The sequence below is a fragment of the Chryseobacterium aahli genome, assembly GCF_022699665.1.
Classification (GTDB): Bacteria; Bacteroidota; Bacteroidia; order Flavobacteriales; family Weeksellaceae; genus Chryseobacterium; species Chryseobacterium aahli.
Genome location: NZ_JALDNB010000005.1, coordinates 134,586 through 152,405, shown reverse-complemented (window position 1 = coordinate 152,405; position 17,820 = coordinate 134,586). Strand labels below are relative to the sequence as shown.

Annotated in this window: 10 protein-coding genes; 5 read left to right on the top strand and 5 right to left on the bottom strand. The window is 36.1% G+C overall.

Annotation, left to right across the window (positions count from 1 at the left end):
- Positions 1-110 precede the first annotated feature (110 nt).
- A complete protein-coding gene (gene radA / locus MQX03_RS10975; RefSeq protein WP_242803174.1) occupies positions 111-1,460 on the top strand; it encodes a DNA repair protein RadA in 1,350 nt (449 codons plus the stop codon).
- Between the two features lie 72 nt (positions 1,461-1,532).
- Positions 1,533-3,071, top strand: a complete 1,539-nt coding sequence (locus MQX03_RS10970; protein ID WP_242803172.1) for a zinc-dependent metalloprotease — start codon at positions 1,533-1,535, stop codon at positions 3,069-3,071.
- Positions 3,072-3,235: 164 nt separating this feature from the next.
- Here MQX03_RS10970 and sov read toward each other — a convergent pair whose 3' ends face one another.
- The 5 genes from sov to MQX03_RS10945 form a co-directional block, all read right to left on the bottom strand.
- The gene (sov, locus tag MQX03_RS10965; RefSeq protein WP_449508582.1) at positions 3,236-10,306 is read right to left on the bottom strand and encodes a T9SS outer membrane translocon Sov/SprA; all 7,071 of its coding nucleotides are present in this window, start codon (positions 10,304-10,306) and stop codon (positions 3,236-3,238) included.
- Positions 10,307-10,312: 6 nt separating this feature from the next.
- Complete coding sequence (gene ruvA / locus MQX03_RS10960; protein ID WP_242803212.1) at positions 10,313-10,897, bottom strand: Holliday junction branch migration protein RuvA; 585 nt, start codon at positions 10,895-10,897, stop codon at positions 10,313-10,315.
- Between the two features lie 171 nt (positions 10,898-11,068).
- Positions 11,069-13,357: an NADP-dependent malic enzyme gene (locus MQX03_RS10955; protein ID WP_242803168.1), complete on the bottom strand. Its 2,289-nt coding sequence runs from the start codon at positions 13,355-13,357 to the stop codon at positions 11,069-11,071.
- 16 nt (positions 13,358-13,373) lie between these two features.
- On the bottom strand, positions 13,374-14,225 hold the full coding sequence (locus MQX03_RS10950) for a BadF/BadG/BcrA/BcrD ATPase family protein (RefSeq protein WP_129534970.1): 852 nt from the start codon (positions 14,223-14,225) through the stop codon (positions 13,374-13,376).
- An 86-nt stretch (positions 14,226-14,311) separates the two neighbouring features.
- The gene (locus MQX03_RS10945) at positions 14,312-14,575 is read right to left on the bottom strand and encodes a hypothetical protein (RefSeq protein WP_242803166.1); all 264 of its coding nucleotides are present in this window, start codon (positions 14,573-14,575) and stop codon (positions 14,312-14,314) included.
- Between the two features lie 229 nt (positions 14,576-14,804).
- Here MQX03_RS10945 and MQX03_RS10940 point away from each other — a divergent pair, with 229 nt between their 5' ends.
- From MQX03_RS10940 to MQX03_RS10930, 3 genes are read left to right on the top strand one after another with little or no spacing between them, the layout of a single operon-like run.
- The gene (locus tag MQX03_RS10940; protein WP_129534972.1) at positions 14,805-15,263 is read left to right on the top strand and encodes a GtrA family protein; all 459 of its coding nucleotides are present in this window, start codon (positions 14,805-14,807) and stop codon (positions 15,261-15,263) included.
- Positions 15,264-15,266: 3 nt separating this feature from the next.
- Positions 15,267-15,992: a lysophospholipid acyltransferase family protein gene (locus MQX03_RS10935; protein ID WP_242803164.1), complete on the top strand. Its 726-nt coding sequence runs from the start codon at positions 15,267-15,269 to the stop codon at positions 15,990-15,992.
- Between the two features lie 41 nt (positions 15,993-16,033).
- Complete coding sequence (locus MQX03_RS10930) at positions 16,034-17,797, top strand: MFS transporter (protein ID WP_242803162.1); 1,764 nt, start codon at positions 16,034-16,036, stop codon at positions 17,795-17,797.
- Positions 17,798-17,820 lie beyond the last annotated feature (23 nt).

The following is a 17,820-nucleotide window of genomic DNA, read 5'->3' as shown; positions in this document are numbered from 1 at the left end:
AAATTTATAAAGCAAATGTACACCAGAAAATTCAAAAAATTCATTGATGTATGATAAGATTAACAATTTTTACGAAAAAATTTAAGCTGGATTTTTCATAATTTTACAGCATGGCAAAACTCAAAACAGCTTATTTCTGTCAAAACTGTGGTTCGCAATATCCACAATGGACAGGGCAATGTAAAAATTGTCTTGAATGGAATACTTTGGTAGAAGAAATAGTAGAAAAAACATCTTCTAAAACCCCTCCTTTTTCAAAATCAAAACAAAACGTCATCAACATTATCGAAGTTGAAGCGGTAGAAGAACCAAGAATAAAAACCCCATCAGATGAACTTAACAGAGTTTTAGGAGGCGGAATTGTTTTAGGCTCTGTCACATTGATTGGCGGTGAACCCGGAATCGGAAAATCTACACTTCTTCTTCAGCTTGCCTTGAAAATGAAAAAGAAAGTTTTCTATGTTTCCGGTGAAGAAAGTGCTTCTCAGATTAAAATGAGAGCCGATCGTTTGGCAGATGTAAAAAATCCCAACTGCTTTCTTTATACAGAAACTTCATTAGAAAAAATACTTCACGAAGCTAAAAAGCTGGAACCCGATTTTGTAATCATTGATTCTATTCAGACTTTACAGTCTCAACTGATTGAAAGTTCGCCAGGAACCGTTTCTCAAATCCGCGAATGTTCTAATGAGATTATTAAATATGCTAAAGAAAACAATGTTCCAGTATTTTTAGTCGGTCACATCACAAAAGACGGACAAATTGCAGGCCCAAAAGTTTTGGAACATATGGTAGATGTTGTTTTAAATTTTGATGGCGACAGAAACCATCTTTTCAGATTATTGAGAGCTAATAAAAACCGTTTTGGATCGACTGCAGAAATAGGAATTTACGAAATGGTTTCTCAAGGTTTAAAGGAAATAAAAAATCCTTCAGAAATTTTAATTACTAAAAAGTTTGAGGAGCTTTCAGGAAATTCTGTTGCCGTAACTTTAGAAGGAAATCGTCCTATGCTTTTGGAAATTCAGGCTTTAGTGAGCACAGCCGTTTATGGAACTCCGCAGAGAAGCTGTACGGGTTTTGATTCTAAAAGACTGAACATGCTTTTGGCAGTTTTAGAAAAACGAGCAGGTTTTCAATTAGGAGCAAAAGATGTTTTTTTAAATATTACAGGGGGTATAAAAACCGACGATCCTGCTTTAGATTTAGCAGTTGTTGCATCAATTCTTTCATCCAATGAAGACATTGCCATTTCTGAACATTTCTGTTTTGCAGGAGAGATTGGTTTGAGCGGAGAAATTCGTCCGGTGGCGCAGGTCGAACAAAGAATTACAGAAGCTGAAAAACTGGGTTATGAGAAAATTTTTGTTTCAAATTTAAATAAAATTCCGAAGAGAAAATTTGGGATTAAGATCGAGGAAGTGAGTAAGGTTGAGGATTTTCACGAAAGACTATTTTAACGTTAAATAAATCTTAAAATTTCATTGGTTTTTATATATATTTGTTATCCAAAAACAATAATAAAGCCAAATATGAAAAACTTAAGTACATGTCTATTGCTATGTTGCGCTACAATTCTTTTTGCTCAGACCAAAATTTTTCAAAATCAAATCAACGAAAGTAATCTGAGTGAGGAACAAAAAGTGAGTAACAATCTTACTTCCACGTATATTTCAACAAAATACTATTCGCAGTCATCTTTTGATCTTACGTCAGATTTGGAGATTAAATTACCGAATGATAAAATAATCAAAGCCAAGCTTTCAAAAACATTTAATTACAGCAACAGAAGCACTTCATATACTTATTCTATTGAAAATGAACCACAAAGCGAATTGGTATTATCAAAATATGATCATATCTTAACAGGAATGTATGCTTCGAGCCATGGGGAAAAAATTATTTTCCACCAAACTGGTCAAAATATATTCGCCGTTTCTTTGGTAAGCGAATCAGAACTTATCAATAGGGATTCTAAAAATGACTTCATTCTCAATGAATCTGCGATTAATCAAAAAGTAAATGCAAATATCTGTTTAGAATCTACCCCCACCTGCCCGGCAACAACAATTGATGTTTTAGTTGTTTTCACGCCAGCAGCAAGAATTGCCTGGGGAGGCGTTGCACAGAGCAATTCTTTTGTGGCAACCGCTATTACAAACTTTAACACATCACTTATCAATTCTGGGATTCCAAATATTACTATTAATTTGGTGTATTCGGGTGAAATTCCATACACTGAATCTGGAGATATTTATGTTGATTTACCAAGATTCAGAGATAATAATGATGGATTTATGGATAGTGTTCATACTTTGAGAACAACCTATGGAGCAGATCTTTGCGGACTCATCACTTCTACCCCTACCAGTATATGCGGTTTGGGATATCTTAACACAAATCCCACAAATTATTCAAACACAGCCGCATTTTCTGTCTCACTATTAAATTGTGCGGTATCTAACTATACCTTATCCCACGAAATGGGACATAATATGGGACTAAGACATGATTGGTATGTAGATACAAGTACAACACCATGCAGTAATCAGCACGGATATGTCAATCAAACCGCAGTAAACTTGGGAACATCCAGTACGTCTTCTCAAAGATGGCGTACCATGATGGCATATAATAACCAATGTTCTAATGTTGGAATCAATTGTCCTAAAGCAAACCGATGGGCCAACCCAGTCGTAAATTACAATTCTGAACCTACCGGAATTGCAATTGGAAATCCTAATCCTTCGAATGAAGCATTTGGTTTTGCGCGTTTCGCTTGTGTAGTCTCACAGTTTATGCCGACTTCAAATTTGGGCACTTTTGAAATTAACAATAAAGGAGTAAAAGACTTTACTATTTACCCGAATCCTGCGAAAGAAGAAATCAATGTATGGATCATGAATGATGAGAAATATACTTTTAAAATCATCAATGTTTTAGGTCAGATTGTTTTAACGACTGATAAAAAGAGCATCAATCTTCAGGGGCTATCTTCCGGAGAATATTTCCTGAGCGTTTATACTGATAAAAATTCTTTGGTAGGAAGCAAGAAATTTATCATTAAATAGTTAACGCTTACTATTCTTAATCTTATTTAAATTTGAAAATACTTTTCCCACATTTAAAATCATTATCGAGTATAATCAAAGAAACTTATCATTTATTTAAATTAAAAATCAAAAAAAATCCCTTTCTAATGTTTTTAGAAAGGGATTTTTTTGTTAAACCATTATTAGAATCCTCCGGAATCACCAAATGTAAATGTTGCTGAAATACCAGCTCTGATGGTTGACAACGGAAACGCCGTTGATATCTTATATTTTGAGGTCATCTGCTCATAGAATAACCTTAAGTTTAAGTTCTCAGAAACGTTGTAATCAGCAGATAATTTAATGTTCATTAACTTCTGTCCACCTGTCACTTGAGAATCATCTAACAAGATATTCATGATGCTTGTGCGGCTGTCTCTAAGCGAGATATCGCCTCTGATGTTAAGGTCACTGCCTTTACCTCTTCCTCCTCTTGTGTTACCCATGTTTCCTAATCTGAAGTTTCTGACGATATACCCTAATCTTACAACATATTCTGTATTTGAATCTTCGGTTAAGGTATGGTTTACCAATCCTAACAATAAAGTTCTCATTCTGTTATACTGCAACCCGAACTGCATATTGTTTCTCATCGTAACATCAATTCCGATAAGCGGTGCAAATGCTTCCACATAGCCAATCTGAGAGAATGTATAAGGATTGATATAATCATCATTCACATCTCTTTGAGAACTGCTTACATCATTTTTGCTGTTGAAATAATCAATACTAGACTGTATTCCTGTTGCAGTATATGTTGCATTATAGCTGTGTAAAATATCAAACTTCGTAAACTGCCCGCTGATTATTGGTATGTTTTTTAAACCTGAATAGACAATTCTCCAGTTTGGTATTGGCATTCCTGCTTTCTTGGCATTGCCAATTCGTTCAGGACTTTTACCTTCCACCGCAGCACGGAATGCCGGGATTAAAACATAAGCATTAGAAATGCTGTGTCCATCTGTGAAACCATCATTTCCTACAACACCGCCCAATTGTTGCGAAATCACTCTCGCATTTTGTCTTATTGACTCGTACACCGCCTGACCTGTTGAGAATGAAGTGCTGGTAAGAATGACTGAGTTTGAGTAGCTCACCATATCACTTGCAAAGGTCAAATTCGGATTAGAGAAACCATCACTGTCGCGGAAGTTGAAACCGGTTTGTGAGAAGTTTCTGTTATACGTTTGCAATACATTAAAATCGATCCTGAAATCATTGACCGGCATCATCTGTAAGTTTGCCCGGAGTTCCCGTGTCGACATTTTCACATAAGGATCAATCATTAGTTCTGAATCACTCACCCATCCGTTTTCAATAACGGTACGTCTGATGTCTGCCTGAGATCCAAAAAGGAAACCAATCGTTGGACCACCAAGAGTCTGTCCGTAACCATATCCATTTGGCGCCGATAATAATCCTGGTAGAACGGTACCGTTATTCTCAGAATAATTAACATCTAACTGCTTGAATGAAGTTAAAACAAACGCCGCATTCTGTAAAATCGATAACTTGTTTTTAAACTTATAGCTTTTAAATTTATATCTCTTTTTATCCCACGCCTGAGTATAAGCATTATTCAATGAATCCATTTCCTGCTTACGTTTTTGAAGCGTAGTCGACATTTTTTTGAAGTAATTAAACTGACCAAAGAACTTCGGAATATCCGCCGTTGCCGTTGCCTGAATAATACTTGTATTTTGACCGATTGATCCTAAACTTCCGTCTGGGCTAGACAATAAAGCCGTCGATCTCGCATTCCAATTGTACTCGAAACCATATTGCAATTCTGCGTCAATGAAATCTAAGTACGGGAGTAGCTGGAATGGCAATTTGTAATTCAACTGAACCCTGTGGTTATACAACACTGGTCTTCCTGATCTGAACATGTTTCCAAAAATGGAAGAATTATCCATTGTGTTGACATCTACATTATCATTAAGCGTTCTTGTACGAGAATTGATTTCCAGTTTTAAAGATTTAGTAAAATTAAATCCTAAACCATACTGCCAGCCGAAATAGAAGTTTCTGTTTTTGATTGCAGCAAAGTCATCGCCCAAGTTTCCACTTAGAATAGCGTCAATGTTTCTAAATTCAAGCTCGTTATAATTTCTGTCTAATTCTGTTCTGAAAGATAATCTTGTAGGAATCGGATTAAAATTAAATTCTTTTACCCATCTCAAATACTTCGTCGACTTAGCGGTGTCGCTGATCATTTTATTGAACGGCTTGATCACCCAAGGTTTGAAAGTATAATTATAATCTAAGAACCCTCTGAAATACTGTCTGTAATTCTTTTTGGTATAAATATCTCTGTAATAATCGTCGTTATAGACCGCAGTAAGAGAAAGGTTTTCTACATCGTAGAATTTCGGCTTGCTGTTTTCTTTTACTCGTTCTTTATGCATATTCACAACACCCAAGCTTCTCTGTTGAGTATATGTTCTTGCAACTTTTTTGAGCTCTTCTTTGTTGGCAGCTTTGCTGAATTCTACATCGGTATCCAAAGGATTGTATTTCGGATCTTCGATGGTTTGAGAATAAGAATAGTTCACAGGAATTTTCACACCTGTTTTCTCTGGCAAGAATTTATCTACATTCACCTGAGTATTAATACTGAAAGCCGATTGTGTAGACTGATTTCTTTCTGCCGGCTTAGAATCTATGTTTCCAAAACCTACTGAGGTATATGATGCACTTGTGTTGACAACCGCAAAATCTCCAAGGTTGAAATTTAAGCTGGCATTTCCTGCATAACCTCCGTCATTTTCAATTTCTGATAGACGAATTTCGTTGACCCAGAGAATTCTATCTATGGATGCAGCATTAGGCTCGCCTCTCTCATATCCATTTCTAACCCCTAACATTATGGTTGTAATATTGCCTAAACTTGGTCGTCCTTTTATATATATTTTTTTGAAAGTATTTCCCCCTCCATATGTAGCATCTAACAATCTTTTTGCAACATCATTAGGATTATTTTTATCTCTTCTGATTTTTGCATCTACAAAATCTTGAATTTCCAAATCAACCTCATTTTCATAAGGCCATATTTCCATTGGTGCCGTCGCCGTCTTTGGTGTAATTTTTAATGATGCTTCATATTCATAATAATTGTCTGTAGCATCACTACCAATACGTATAAAAAACTTTGTGCTTTTATCTATACCTGTAGCTCTGTTACTTGGATCTTGTGCATGTACGAAAAGTTTTAATTTTTTGTATCTCCTCATATCCAAAGTGGTGTTTTTAAACACACCTTTAGCTTCACTCGCAGCAAGATCATCAGCCTTCATATATAAAGAGGCTTCGTTCTGTCTTTGCGCACCAGCATTTCCGCTCAATACCTGTCTGTCAATTCCCGGAGGCAGTACGTAAGGTGGCTGGTTTAATGCATTTTCTTCAATATTTACACTCCCTACTTCAAAATTATTAAGAGTTGTGTCAATAATAGAACCTTCGTCTGTTGCAGGATTTGTTCCTGTTATTGCAATATTTTTAGGATATCTTCTCCAGTCTGATCTTACTAAATCTATAGTTCCGAATCTTAACGTAGAAGTTTGTTCAAATCCTGTCATCAATAATCTCGCGAACCTTACATTATTAAGTACTGAAGCATCTTTATCACCTCCTACTCCAGCTTCTGCATATTTAGAAACAGGAATTCTGAATAAATACCATTTCACATCATCAGTCTGTCCATTCTGGAAAGTGGCATTGACTGTTTTTACATCTACAATATTATTCTGACCTAATGTTAAATTTGCCTGAGCAAGACTAACGACATATTCGTTGTAATTTTCACTTTGATCTAAGTTATAATCTCTGTTGATATCTTCCGCGTCCGGAGTTTGCGAAGCCACTTCTAAAGAGTTGCTTTGCGAGTTACCTTCCGGACCTCTGAAATATTTGTATCGCTGAGCAATTGAAGCCGCCTGACTTCCTGTAAACTTCTCAGACATATAAAATACAAAATCATCAACTGCAGGGTCAGAAAGATTAAGTACAGGATTCACAAACGTACTTGTAGGGAATTTCAAACCTTCCTGATTAGAATTTAACCCATCATATCCGGCATCCTGAATCGTACGATCATCACCTTCACTAGAGAAAGCGTATAAAATCGGCGGCTGCTTTGGCTGTGTTCCCCAATTTGAATTTGATATTGACGAAGTTTGAGCTGGTGTAGGCAATCCGTTTTCGTATTGCATCAATCCGTCTTTCAAAATATCTTCACTTACGTTTCCTAAATGAAGCAAAAGTTTAGGATCTGTACCTAAGTTATTTCCGTCAGCATAAGGGTCCATCATCCAGAATTCTACATATTCGATGTTTGAATTCACAAAGTTGGAAACCTGAATCGGTCTCATAATCCCTGCCCATCTTTGCTGAACCGTTTCCGAATTTGGATTAACGTTATAAGGACCTTTTTCTGAAGGATAATATGAAATATCAAAAGTATTGGTAAATGTCTGCTCACCCGCTACGAAATCCCTATTGTTAAAGATTTCTGAGAACTGCACCCTTCTCGAAGCGTGATTGGAAACTGACTGCGCCGTAATTCCTGCCGGAGCTCTACCTCCAACTCCCCAGAATCTCGGGTCAATATTATACCAAGATAGCAAACCTCTACCGTAACCGTTGGTAACATTATCATTAGCTCCTGCCCCACTGAAAATCGGATAATTTTGATTTTTTTCAGGTTTTGAAGCTAAACTCCATGCTGCAGGTTCTTTTAATGAAATTTTTGAAGTCGTTTGTTCAAAATCGTCAATGTATGACTGATCATTTGTTCCTTTATTGATTCCTGGAAGTAAATATGCTCCTTCCATTTTGAAATTCAAATTGGATGGTGCTTCCGTATTGATTCCAGGAATTTTATCTGTTAATCTTGTCAGGAAAGGAAGCTGATTGTTGTACATCATGTTGATGCCCGCCATCGTATTATTAACGGCTTCCTGACCGTAATTTACTTTTTGGGTAAGCGGAGATTCAGAATAATTAACAACCGTTCCACCGAAGATAAAGTTCTCACTGACTCTTCTTTCTAAATTTACCCCTAAAAATCTTTTTCTCTGAGTATTGAAAGTCAGCTGATTTTCTAATGAAATATTGATTGCCTGACCAGACTGTTTTACGTTTTCATTGATGATGGTTACTGTCCCAAGCATATAATCAACGGTAAAGTCGACACCTTCTGTCAATTGTACCCCGTTTGCAGCAACTTTTACAGAACCCTGAGGTACATTTACTGCACCTAAAGAAATACCCTGTCCCTGAGCACCTTTGTAACGACCTTCCATCGTGTATCGCTGAGCAAGGTTACTTGATGTTGCTACTTGTTTTTGCTGGGTGTATAAATCTGTAAAGACATATTGTGGATTATTCCCCACGAGACCGGCCATATAACTTCCGAAAGGTTCTACCTTGGTGTAAATTAGTTTTCCTAATTCCGGACGGATGGTGATTCCGTTGACAAAGTCAAAAACTCCGTCACCGAGAACTCCGTTACTATTCTGTAAATCGCCGTTGACATTCAGTCGATCCCAGTTTAATAATTTCAATAAATTGGTATCCTGCACAGAAGTGTTTGGGAGATAATTTACCTTGCCTCCGGTTTGTGCATCTCTATAATAAATATTTAAAATGAAACCATCCTGATCAACCTGACCCGCATCCAAAGCATAAATATTCTTCATCATCAATTTCCACATTGGTGATGTTGTTTTTACAGTGGTATTCGGTTTCAAAACTTTAGTTACCAAAACCGGACTTTCCTCAGAGAATTCTCCGACTTTATAAACCTGGTTGGTTCCGTTTACGGTGTAAGAATAAGAAACTGCCAAAAGCTGATTATCATTCAGCCTTTGATTTAATGAAATATACCCTAACTGTGGATGAAAGGTAAATTCTGTACTCGTTAATCTTCTTGCTTTTCTGTTAAATATAAATTGTTCGCCATCTGTGTAAGCTTCCGTTCCACCTGTTGAATTGGGAAGAACCTGTCCGGCGATTGTATTGTACGCAGAATTAGCATCACGCAAACCTGCTCCTAAACCGGTAACAGCAGAATAAATTCCATTTTGAGAGTTATCTGGCAAGCCAGAAGCTCCGTCTCCCAAATCTCGTACACCGACAATACTTTTCTGATAGGCTAAATTGGAATTCCCTTGATCTAAAACCCAGACTTCCATTCTGCTGATGCTGATTCTTGAGTTGATTTGCGGGTAATTCAGTAACGCATTATCATAATTGTTAAGGAAATAATGTCCAATGAAATAATGCTGATTATCTTCGTAATCAATAGCGTTTACTTTAAAAGTATTCATCACACCACCGCCCTGTACGACAATATTTCTGGCCTCACCTTGTTGTTGTGAAAGCACTACCGTTCCGTAAGTTTTTCCTAATTGAAATTCAGTTTTCACCCCGAAAAGTGATTCTGAACCACGAATTAAGCTTGTAGAAAGCGGCATATTTACGTTACCAAATTCAACTCTTTTGATGATTTTGTCTTCACCTCCGGCGCTTGGTTTGTTGACTTCTCCCAAACCTTTTGTCTGAAGATCTTTCCAGCTTCCTTTTGCCTGCCAAACCAAATTCATTCGGTTCTCAAAAGCAAAACCACTTTGTGTATCGTAGTTGGCTTTTAGCTGAAGATTTTCACCTACTTTTCCTATTAAACCCAACTGAATTCTTTGGTCGATATCGAAGGTAAAACTGGTTCTGTTTTGAGGTAAAATTAAAGGGTTATCGATTTTCTGATACAAACCTGCAAAATCAAAAGAGGCATATCCCGAAGGAATAATTTCAATTTTATTACTTCCAAAAATGGCTTCAAAAAGCCTGTTATTGATGGTCAAAGAAGGTATCAAACCTTTTCTCTGAGCCTCGGAAGTATCTTTTCTGAAAAGCAAACTGTATCTTTCAGATTTATCTTTATAATAAGCTCTTGCCTGCTGAGCCTCCATGAATTCTTTGTAATCTTCCGGCGACATTGCAGTGGGCTGACCCGTAATGGTATTTCCGATTTTAGGATATACATAGTACATCCCGGTTTTGATATCGTAGTAGCCTTCGTAATAGGTAGGATCACTTACTTTGTAATCTCTTTTTATCGAAAATGCGTCCGGATTTACCTGCCCAAATAGATTTATTGACAAGAATAAAAATGACAGTAACGAATATATCTTGAGAAACTTATTATTTTCCACCAAAAGTTAAATATTTTTTAAAATTTGTTTTACCAATTCTTCAACAGAAATCTCCGGATGCTGCTTGATGATACGATCAGCAATCTTCTCACTCATCCTCTTAGAAATCCCTAAAACTTCTAATGCAGATAACGCCTCATCCTTACTTTTATTATTTGCCAGAACAGAATTATTTTCTTCTGCACTGCCGAATTTCTGGACTTTATCTTTCAAATCGACGATGATTCTCTCCGCTGTTTTTGTCCCCAAACCTTTCGCTTTCTGAATAACGGCACTATTTTTGGAAAGTATAGCTGTAGCAATCTCAGAAAGGCTTAAGGTTGACAGTAAAATCAATGCTGATACAGCACCGACACCGTTAACACTTATTAAGAGATTAAACATTTCTTTTTCTAAACGAGTCTTAAAACCGAAAAGTAAATGTGCGTCTTCGCGTATAATTTGCTGAATAAAAAGCATGGTCTCCTGATTCAAAGTCAGGGTTTGTGAAGTCATCAGACTGATACCAACATAGTACCCAACGCCATTGACATTGATTACGGTGTAAGTTGGTGTAAGCTCCTGAACAATTCCTTGTAAAGAAAATATCATCATTAATTTTTATAACTTCCAAATATAGTAATTTAAACTAAGTAATAAATTCATTTAACACAAGAATGATATTTAACTTTTTTTGTCATTGCAAATACAATGATTTAACTAAAAAAAAACAAAAAACTCCAAAATAATTTGGAGTTTTTATATTTACAAAAAGTAAGTAATTTATTTTTTACTTTCTCTTCTCTGCGCATCCAGAACCGCAACCGTTGCAAGATTCACAATCTCATCAACACTTGAACGCATTTGTAAAACGTGAACAGGCTGTTTCAGTCCCATCAAAATCGGTCCGATTACCTGCGCAACCTTCATTCCTCTGATGATTTTGTACGATAAATTAGCAGATTCCAAATTCGGGAAGATGAATGTGTTTGCCGGAGTAGTTCCTAATTTCGAGAATGGATAGTCACTTAAATGATCTGCATTCATCGCAAAATCCGGCTGAATTTCTCCATCAACAATCATTTTCGGAAATTTCTCATGAAGAATCGTTACTGCCTTTGCAACCTTCTTCGAAGTTTCAGAAATCGCTGCAAAGTTTTCAAAACCTAACATCGCAATTCTTGGTTCGATCGCAAAAGATTTTACGGTGTGTTCTGCCATTTTAGCAATATTCACCAAATCTTCAGCTGTAGGATTTTGATTAATTGAAGTATCTGCGAAGAAAATTGGTTTCTTTTCAGACAAAATCATCATCATTGCTGCCACTTTCTCTACCCCTTTTTCTTTTTCGATTACTTCTAAAACAGGTCTTAGAGTCGAAACATAATTTTTAGAGAAGCCTACAATCAATCCGTCTGTATCCCCATGTTTCAACATCAAAGGACCAAAATAATCTCTTTGGCGTACGAATTTTTTGGCTTTGTACTCATTCACCCCTTTTCTCTGACGAAGTTTCCAAAGTGTTTCTCTGTATTTTTTTCTGTTTTCTTTCTGGTCGTCATCACTCGGATCGATAATCGGAACATCAATGTTGATTCCGAAACGCTCCATTTGTTCTTTGACGTATTTTTTATCTCCTAAAAGACTTGGGTAAGCAATTCCTTCTTCGTAAAGAATTTGTGCGGCTTTTAAAACATTATATTCTTCAGCGTTGCCCAAAGTAATTCTTTTCGGATTTGCTTTTGCACGGTTCTGCATCATTCTTACCAACTTCTCATCTCTTCCCATTCTGTCGAGAAGCTGAGTTTCGTATTCGTCGAAATCTGCAATAGTTTTTCTAGCGATTCCGCTTTCAATCGCTGCTTTTGCAACTGCACTTGATACTTTGGTAATTAATCTGTTGTCAAATGGTTTCGGAATGAAATATTCTCTTCCGAATTGTAAATTCTGAACGTTATAAGCTAAAATTACCGCTTCAGGAACTGGTTCTTTCGCTAAATTAGCAATTGCGTGAACGGCCGCTAATTTCATTTCTTCATTAATTCCTTTTGCCTGAACATCCAATGCTCCTCGGAAAATATAAGGGAAACCAAGAACGTTGTTCACTTGGTTAGGATAATCACTTCTTCCCGTTGCCATGATCACATCTTTTCTTGTAGCAAGTGCCAGATCATAAGCAATCTCAGGATCAGGATTTGACAATGCGAAAACAATCGGATTTTCTGCCATGCTGCTCAACATCTCCGGCGTCATAACATTTCCTTTAGATAAACCAATGAAAACATCAGCACCTTTACAAGCATCTTCTAAAGTTTCAATATCAGTCTGAGCAATAAAATCTATTTTCTCTGGCGTAAGGTTTTCTCTTTTATGATTGATAACTCCTTTGCTGTCGCACATCAATACATTTTCTCTTTTTAAACCTAAAGAAATATAAAGATTGGTACAGGCAACAGCTGCTGCTCCCGCCCCATTCACAACCATTTTTACTTCTTCGATATTTTTATTGGCAATTTGAAGTGAATTAATCAATGCTGCCGCAGAAATAATCGCTGTTCCATGCTGATCGTCGTGCATCAACGGAATATCCAATTCCTCTTTTAATCTTTGTTCGATATAAAAAGCTTCGGGAGCTTTGATGTCTTCAAGGTTGATTCCTCCAAAAGTTGGGGCAATACCTTTTACAATCTGAATAAATTTATCAGGATCTTTTTCGTCGATTTCAATATCAAAAACATTGATGTCTGCGAAAATTTTAAACAAAAGACCTTTCCCTTCCATTACAGGCTTTGAAGCTTCGGCACCGATGTCTCCCAAACCAAGAACCGCTGTTCCGTTTGAGATTACTGCAACCAAATTTCCTTTTCCTGTGTAATCATAAACCGTTTCAGGATGATGGTGAATTTCCATACAAGGCACGGCAACTCCCGGAGAATATGCCAGTGACAAATCTCTCTGCGAAGAGTGTGGTTTTGAAGGAATGACTTCAATTTTTCCTTTCGGTTCTGCTTTATGATAGTCTAGCGCGGCCTGATTGAAATTTTTTTCGTCGCGGTTAGTTTTATTCGACATAGAATTTTCTGTTTTTTTATAGTATATATTTAATATGGTAGTTGACTAAACTTTCGATAGGTTTTTGTACAACGTGCCCCACATTCAATTGAAGTTCTGAAGCTACAGAACGTAGAATATTTTCGTAATAATAAGCAATGGATCCGATAAAATTAATCTCGGATTCTTTTGATTCCTCGTAAGGAATCACCTGATATTCGAAGAAATTTTTCATCTCTTCGGAAACCATTTGAACAAAATAAGGATGATCTTTTCTCTCTACCACAAATTTATTAAAATCTGCAAGAAAAGCATTGGGTCTTGTGCTGTGATACATGTTTTTCAATGCCTCCTCAATCGTCAAATGATAGGTGTTTTCAAATTCTTCATGAAGATCCTGAGGAAGTTTCTGCATAAAAAATCTGCGCACCAATTGTTTTCCAATCGCACTTCCGCTTCCTTCATCACCAATAAGAATACCGAGTGAAGGAAGTTTTATTTTTAAATTTTCACCGTCAAAATAACAAGAATTGGAGCCAGTTCCCATGATGCAAACAATTGCAGGTTTTCCGTTGTATGCAGCAAATGCAGCCGCTGCCAAATCTTCTCTTACAGAAATTTTAGCATTAGTAAAAACCCTTCCTACTTCATGTTCTATAGTCTCGCAGTTTTGTTTCACACCACACCCTGAGCCATAGAAATAAATTTTGGTAATTGAGTTTTTAACAGAGTTTAAGCTTGTATTCTTTTCAATTTCCGGAACAATAAGTTCTCTGCTGATAAAATTGGGGTTGAAACCAATGGTTTCTGTTTTCAGAAAAACATTTTTGAATTCATCTAAAATTACCCAATCTGATTTTGTAGAACCACTATCAACAATAGCAACCATAATTCTTATTTTAAGAGTGCTAAATTATGAATTTATCTTTAAATAGCCTTTAAAAACAGACAAGGAAACCCTCTTAATGATTAAGCTCAGCTTTTGATTTCGTTTTTATTTTGGTTAAACTGTATAAGCCAGTCTTCTATCTCCTCTTCAAGATAAGAGGTCTGCATGACCATAGCGTTTATAAAGTCGTCGGGAATAGGTTCTCCTTCTTTATTCTCCAGATTCCAAAGTTCATCTGACATATTTTCATACTCTGAATATACTCTTTTGAAACGGGTATTTTCTTTTTCTAAAGCTTCAATATTTTGTTGCTGAAGCTGAAATTTCCTGTATTTGTTTTGAGATTTCATACAAATATTTGATTGTTTTTAATGTGTAAAATTTGAGCAAACTGCCTCAATCGCTTGGTACAAGATAGAAAAACCATCAACAGAATGAGTTGAAAATGAATTTAGTATCAGGTAGATTCTGTTTCTTTCTGAAAATTAAATTTAGAAATTATTTTGAGACGAAAAAAAAATTTAACAACTTTTTTCACTGTTTAACATATAGTTATAAATTTGCACATTACTAAAATATATGAGAGAACTATTACTACGACACAAACAAGTCCTGTTTTTCATTATCGCCGGCGGACTGAGTGCCATTGTAGAAATTGGGAGTTTTAAGATTTTCAGCACTTACCTTCCGCAGATATTCTCTCAGGAACAGAATTTTCATGGGATCCATTTTCCATTCAGTAACATTTTCTCTACGAGTTGCGGAATTCTATCCAATTACTTTCTAAGCATTTGGTTTGTTTTTGAAAGAGGAAAACATTCCAAAAGAAGAGAGTTTGTTTATTTCATGGGTGTATCTTTCGTTTCTACATTATTAAGTTTATTTTTCTTCCAGATATTCTACAGCTTTATATTTAAAGATAATATTGATTTAATTTTTTATACCTTGAGTCCGGAAATGATCAGTAAAATCGCAGCGATTCTATTGGTTTCCATTCTGAACTATTCGGTGAAGAAAAAAGTAATTTTTAACGGTTGATTTGTGGTAAAGATTTTAAATTATCTCTGGAGGTTTTGGTTAGTGGTTTTGGCATTCTTGCTGACAATCTTATTAGGTTTACCTGTTTACTTATTTTCTCTCAACAAGAAAACCTACAAGTACGCTTACATTTTCATCAGAATCTGGTGTTACGGAGTTTTTTACGGAATGGGAATGAGATACGAGCTCATCAATCTTACTGATAAGAAAATCGATAAAAATACCCAGTACGTTGTCATCTCTAATCACACTTCGATTATGGATATCATGCTTCCGTGTATTTTATTTCCCAATCATCCGCTTTGTTATGTTGGAAAAAAAGAATTGGTGAAAATTCCGATTTTTGGAACGATTTATAAACGGATTTGTGTAATGGTTGACCGAAGCAGCCCTAGAAGCCGCGCCGATGTTTACCGAAGATGCGCAGAAAAAATGGAAGAAGGCAACAGCATCGTACTTTTTCCGGAAGGTGGAGTTCCAGATGATACTTCTATTGTTTTAGATCAGTTTAAAGATGGCGCATTCACTTTATCTTCAAAACATCATTCACCAATTGCGGTATTTACTTTTATTGGCTTAAAGGAAATGTTTCCGTTTGACAACTCAAAAGGTTTCCCCGGAAAAGTAAAAGTTTACTTCAACGATATTCTCGCACCAACAGACTCTCCGAAAGACTTAAAATTGTCTTCATTTGAGACAATAAAAAAAACTTTAACAGAACTCGGTTAATCAAAGAAAAAAATTATATTTGTTTAACTTAATTTTAATATATGGATTCAAAACCACAACAGACTAAATGGTCGCAATTTTTATCCTTAATCGTAGTTTTTTTCTTTTGGGGATTTGTTGCAGCAAGTAATGACATTCTTATCCCGGTTTTTAAGAAATGGTTTGTACTGTCACAAGTGCAAAGTCAGCTTGTAGCCTGGGCATTTTATGTTGCTTATTTTATAGGATCTGTCATCTTTTTTATCATTTCTTTAAAAAGTGATATCCTTCAGAAATTCGGCTATAAAAAAACACTTGCGGTTGGTTTAGTCCTGTCTGCATTTGGAGCATTTCTATTTGTTCCGGCTGCTGCTGCAGCCAATTTTTGGTTTTTCTTAGCAGCTTTATTTATTGTAGGACTTGGTTTTTCTGTACAGCAGATTGTTGCTAATCCTCTTGCAATCAAAATGGGAAGTGCCGAAACCGGAGCACACCGTTTAACATTAGCAGGAGGTATCAATTCATTAGGAACCACCATTGGCCCTATCCTTTTGGGTATCGTTCTTTTCGGAATGGGGAACAAAGAAGATTCTAAACCCAAAGACACTCATTTAACTAAAATTGAAATCGTAAAAAAGGAATACCAAACTCATAAAGACGAGCTTTCGAAAAATATTCTGGAATTACGAAATGACAGACAAGATGACCCTGCGAAAGTAAACGAAGTCATCACAACTGTTGAAAAAAATATAGCCGATCTAGATACTCAGCTAGCATCAATTGCACAAAATACTTCTGCAAGTGATTCGCAGGTTGATGTATACACATCTAAACTAGGAGAGATCAAGCAGAGATCTACCAATATATCCTATCCTATAGGATTTGTGAAAGATCATCTGAAAGAGGTTAAAATGCCTTTCATTGTTTTAGGGATCGCTTTTATTTTGGTCGCTATCTTTATGCTCTTTTCAAAAATTGAAGACCCTGCGAAAGAAGAAGAGGCCGACATTGAAGAAGGTTCAGCTAAATTCAGCATCTTTAAATATCCGCAGCTTTATTTAGGAATGCTTGCAATCTTTATTTATGTAGGTGTAGAAGTTTCTATCATCAGTAATCTTCCTGCACTGCTTCATACTAAAGAATTTGGAGGAGTTTTAGAACATAACATTGCTCCATTCGTATCTTTATATTGGGGAAGCTTAATGATCGGAAGATGGAATGGCAGTATCAATGTATTTAATATGTCTAAAACGACCAATATGTTGATGAAACTTATAGTTCCTTTTATAGCATTTGCTATCATCATTTTCGCTAACGAACTGAGTGGCAAAGACGTTTCAAGCTTTTACATTTACGCATTCTGGATTCTTGCTTTTATCATCATGAGTTTTATTGGCGGGAAAGCAGCCGGAAAAACGCTTATGATCTTTGGGATTGCTGGTGTTGTGATGATGATTTTAGGTTTGGTTTATCCAGATAAAGAAATTGCTAAATATTTCTTCATTTCAGGAGGATTATTCTGTTCGATTATGTGGCCGTCAATTTTCGACCTTGCTATTGCAGGACTTGGGAAAAATACCGGAAAAGCATCTTCATTCTTAGTAATGATGATTTTGGGTGGCGGTATCATCCCTCTAATTCAGGGATGGATTTGTGACTTTGATAAAACAAGTCCTGAAGGTGTGATGGGAATCACTTGGACTCATTTTTCTTATGTAATCCCGATTCTTTGCTTTGTATATCTTGCATTCTATGGTTTTGTAACACCAAGAATCCTTAAAAAGCAAGGAATTATTATGGGCGAAACAACATCTGGTGGACATTAATATTATAAAAACATATCATAAAA

Bases quoted from the DNA above. Each gene is read 5' to 3' on its own strand.
- radA (WP_242803174.1), top strand. From the start codon at position 111: ATGGCAAAACTCAAAACAGCTTATTTCTGTCAAAACTGTGGTTCGCAA.
- MQX03_RS10970 (WP_242803172.1), top strand. From the start codon at position 1,533: ATGAAAAACTTAAGTACATGTCTATTGCTATGTTGCGCTACAATTCTT.
- ruvA (WP_242803212.1), bottom strand. From the start codon at position 10,897: ATGATATTTTCTTTACAAGGAATTGTTCAGGAGCTTACACCAACTTAC.
- MQX03_RS10955 (WP_242803168.1), bottom strand. From the start codon at position 13,357: ATGTCGAATAAAACTAACCGCGACGAAAAAAATTTCAATCAGGCCGCG.
- MQX03_RS10950 (WP_129534970.1), bottom strand. From the start codon at position 14,225: ATGGTTGCTATTGTTGATAGTGGTTCTACAAAATCAGATTGGGTAATT.
- MQX03_RS10945 (WP_242803166.1), bottom strand. From the start codon at position 14,575: ATGAAATCTCAAAACAAATACAGGAAATTTCAGCTTCAGCAACAAAAT.
- MQX03_RS10940 (WP_129534972.1), top strand. From the start codon at position 14,805: ATGAGAGAACTATTACTACGACACAAACAAGTCCTGTTTTTCATTATC.
- MQX03_RS10930 (WP_242803162.1), top strand. From the start codon at position 16,034: ATGGATTCAAAACCACAACAGACTAAATGGTCGCAATTTTTATCCTTA.